The organism is Streptococcus sp. 1055, assembly GCF_013276815.1.
In the GTDB taxonomy this organism is placed as follows: Bacteria; Bacillota; Bacilli; order Lactobacillales; family Streptococcaceae; genus Streptococcus; species Streptococcus pseudopneumoniae.
In genome coordinates this window covers 1-4077 of record NZ_VMLT01000116.1, presented here as the reverse complement: position 1 = coordinate 4077, position 4077 = coordinate 1, and the positions used below count along the sequence as shown (strand labels likewise).

The window sequence follows — 4077 nt, the reverse complement described above, 5'->3', positions numbered from 1 at the left end:
TGTCAAAGATGGGATTATACCATAAAAAACATCCGACTTGCGACCTATTTTTAATTTTTTTTGACTTTTTTCGTCATTTTCGTACTTTTTTCTTGACAAACAACTAAATGACTATCAACTCTTTTGGAGCTAGGGTCAATAATTCACAACCTGTCTCTGTAATCAGGATATCATCCTCGATACGAACGCCATATTTGCCTTCGATATAGATACCTGGTTCATCGGTCAAGGCCATACCTGCCTTAATAGTTTCTGTAGAAGTTTGGCTAAAGTAAGGCTCTTCATGGATATCCAGTCCAATACCGTGTCCGATACCGTGGGTAAAGTAGTCACCATAGCCTGCCTCGATGATAATATCACGAGGAATTTTGTCAAAGTCACGGAAACCTAAGCCAGCCTTAGCCTGTTCAATCAAGGCTTGGTTAGCTTTTAGAACTGTATTGTAAATCTCTGCTTGCTCGTCGCTGACATGCCCCAGATAGATAGTCCGTGTCATATCACTGACATAGTGGTCGTAGAGGCAACCGAAGTCCATGGTAATAGCTTCTCCTAGCTCCACTGGTTTGTGCATAGGATGGGCATGGGGTTTGGAAGAGTTGATACCGCTAGCTAGGATAGTGTCAAAAGACAAGCCAGATGCTCCCAACTCACGCATACGGAAGTCAAGGAAGTTGGCTATTTCAATCTCTGTCTTTCCTGGTTTGATAAAGTCAAGCGCATCGCGGAAAGCTTGGTCTGAGATAGAACAAGCCTTACGAATAGCTGCAATCTCCGCTTCATCCTTAATCATTCGAAGACCTTCGACAAACTGAGTTTGTGGAAGCAAGTCAATTCCTTCAAAGGCGGCCTGCATACGATGATAATAAGAAACTGAAATCTCATCTTCAAAACCGATTCGAGACAAGCCCATGTCCTTAACAATGCCTGCAATGACAACCAATTCATCACGGTCAGCCACAATCTCAAAACCACTGGTTTCTTGCTTGGCTGCAATGATATAGCGAGAGTCTGTCACCAAGACCTGACGGTCACGGCTGATAAAGACTGTTCCGTTTGAGCCCCAAAAACCAGTCAGGTAATAGACGTTTTTAAGGTTATTGATGATGATACCATCTAGTTCTTTTTCTTGCATTTTAGCTAGAAATGCTTGTACACGTTTATTCATGATGTAACTTTCCTTTCAAATAATGTCCTGTGTAGCTGGCTTCCTTGGCCGCTACTTCTTCTGGAGTTCCTGTTGCGATGATGGTTCCACCGCCGACACCGCCCTCAGGACCCAAGTCAATAATATGGTCTGCTGTCTTGATGACATCCAGATTGTGCTCAATAACAAGGACTGTATTACCGTCGTCTACAAAGCGAGCTAAAACCTTAAGCAAGCGAGCAATATCCTCGGTATGAAGACCTGTCGTCGGCTCATCCAGAATATAGAAAGATTTTCCTGTCGATCGTTTGTGAAGTTCACTAGCCAACTTCATACGCTGGGCTTCTCCTCCAGAAAGGGTGGTAGCTGGTTGCCCTAGCGTCACATATCCCAGTCCCACATCCTTGATGGTCTGAAGTTTGCGCTGAATCTTTGGAATGTGTTGGAAGAATTCTACCGCATCGTTGACGGTCATATCCAAGACCTGCGAGATATTTTTTTCCTTGTAGTGGACTTCTAGGGTTTCACTGTTGTAACGGGTTCCGTGGCAAACTTCACAAGCCACATAAACATCTGGCAAGAAGTGCATCTCAATCTTGATGATCCCATCGCCTGAACAGGCTTCACAGCGACCACCCTTGACGTTGAAACTGAAACGGCCCTTCTTGTAGCCTCGAATCTTGGCTTCGTTTGTCTGGGCAAAAAGGTCACGTATATCGTCAAAAACTCCTGTATAGGTAGCAGGGTTAGACCTTGGCGTTCGTCCGATAGGGCTCTGGTCAATGTCAATCAATCGGTCTACATGCTCAATCCCTGTAATAGTCTTAAATTTACCAGGCTTGTCTGAATTACGGTTGAGCTTCTGGGCAATGGCTTTTTTGAGGATGCTGTTGATCAAGGTAGACTTGCCTGAGCCCGACACCCCTGTCACTGCGATGAATTTTCCTAGTGGGAAGCGAGCAGTAACATTTTGCAAGTTGTTCTCACGCGCTCCTGTCACCTCGATAAAACGACCATTTCCGACACGGCGCTCTTCTGGTACTGGAATGGCACGTTTACCTGACAAGTACTGGCCTGTGATAGACTTACTGTTACGAGCTACCTGCTTGGGCGTACCTGCAGCAACAATCTCTCCACCAAAAACACCGGCACCGGGACCAACGTCAATCAGATAATCAGCCTCACGCATGGTATCTTCGTCGTGTTCCACCACGATGAGAGTATTGCCCAAGTCACGCATCTTTTTGAGACTAGCAATCAGACGGTCATTATCCCTCTGGTGGAGACCGATTGACGGCTCATCTAGGATATAGAGGACGCCAGATAGATTGGAACCAATCTGGGTTGCCAAACGAATACGCTGGCTTTCCCCACCTGAAAGGGTTCCTGCTGAACGTGACAGAGTCAGATAATTAAGACCCACATTATTAAGGAAGGTCAAACGATCCTTGATTTCCTTGAGAATGGGACGAGCAATGATGGCTTCATTTTCAGACAAGGTCAGCTGGCTCACCAAGTCCAAGTGGTCTGCGATAGATAGGTCTGAAATGTCTCCGATATGCGGCCCTTGCTCGCCACCCACACGAACAGACAAGGCCTGGTCATTGAGACGATAGCCGTGACAGGTTCCGCAGGTCAGCTCATTCATGTAGAGACGCATCTGGGTGCGGGTATAATCGCTGTTTGTCTCGTGATAACGACGCTTGATATTATTGATAACTCCCTCAAAAGGAATGTCAATATCGCGCACACCACCAAATTCATTCTCATAGTGGAAATGGAATTCCTTGCCATCTGAGCCGTAGAGAATCAAGTTTTTATCTTCTTCTGACAAGTCCTCAAAAGGCTTATCCATATCCACTCCAAAGGTCGTCATAGCCTGCTCTAGCATGTTTGGATAGTAGTTGGATGAGATAGGATTCCAAGGTGCTAGCGCTCCCTCACGTAAGGTCTTGCTGGCGTCTGGCACTACCAAATCAGTATCCACCTCCAACTTGATGCCCAAACCGTCACACTCACTACAAGAGCCAAAAGGAGCATTGAAGGAGAAGAGACGTGGCTCTAACTCTGGAACAGTAAAGCCACAAACTGGGCAGGCATAATGCTCAGAGAAGAGCAACTCCGAATCGTCCATAGTGTCGATAATGACATAGCCTTCTGCGATACGAAGGGCAGCCTCAATGGAATCAAAGAGACGACTACGAATGCCCTCCTTGATGACAATACGGTCAACCACGACATCGATATTGTGTTGCTTGCTCTTGGACAAGTCTGGCACTTCGGTCACATCATAGACTTCCCCATCCACACGGACACGGACATACCCATCTTTCTGAACCTTCTCGATAACACTCTTATGTTGACCTTTTTTCTTGCGGATGACAGGGGCCAAAATCTGCAAGCGCTGGCGTTCAGGTAACTCCAAAACCTTATCAACGATTTGCTCCACCGAAGAAGCCTTGATAGCTCCATGCCCCTTGATACAGTAAGGCGTCCCCACACGTGCGTAGAGAAGACGCAGATAGTCATTGATTTCAGTCGTTGTTCCCACCGTCGAACGAGGGTTTTTGCTAGTCGTTTTCTGGTCGATAGAAATAGCTGGGCTGAGACCATCAATAGCATCTACATCTGGTTTTTCCATATTGCCCAAGAACTGACGAGCGTAGGCGGACAAACTCTCTACATAGCGACGTTGTCCCTCCGCATAGAGGGTATCAAAAGCCAGACTGGACTTCCCTGAACCTGACAAGCCAGTCACGACAACCAGCTTATCTCGCGGAATCTCCACATCAATATTTTTTAAATTATGGGCACGCGCCCCATGAATGACAATTTTATCTTGCATCTTTGTTCTTTCTAGTCCATTATTGCTTACCATTATACCAAAAAAAGTGAGATTCTATTACCCAAAAGGCCGATTTTGTAGTATAATA

Annotated in this window: 2 protein-coding genes; both read right to left on the bottom strand. The window is 46.0% G+C overall.

The genetic code is table 11. The features are described 5' to 3' along the window. Positions 1–103: 103 nt before the first annotated feature. Positions 104–1165 (bottom strand): Xaa-Pro peptidase family protein, encoded by a 1062-nt coding sequence (locus HT699_RS09890; RefSeq protein WP_138702100.1) that lies wholly within the window; start codon positions 1163–1165, stop codon positions 104–106. Next, complete coding sequence (uvrA, locus tag HT699_RS09885) at positions 1158–3989, bottom strand: excinuclease ABC subunit UvrA (protein WP_138702101.1); 2832 nt, start codon at positions 3987–3989, stop codon at positions 1158–1160. The genes HT699_RS09890 and uvrA overlap by 8 nt, the downstream gene beginning before the upstream one ends. Positions 3990–4077: the final 88 nt, after the last annotated feature.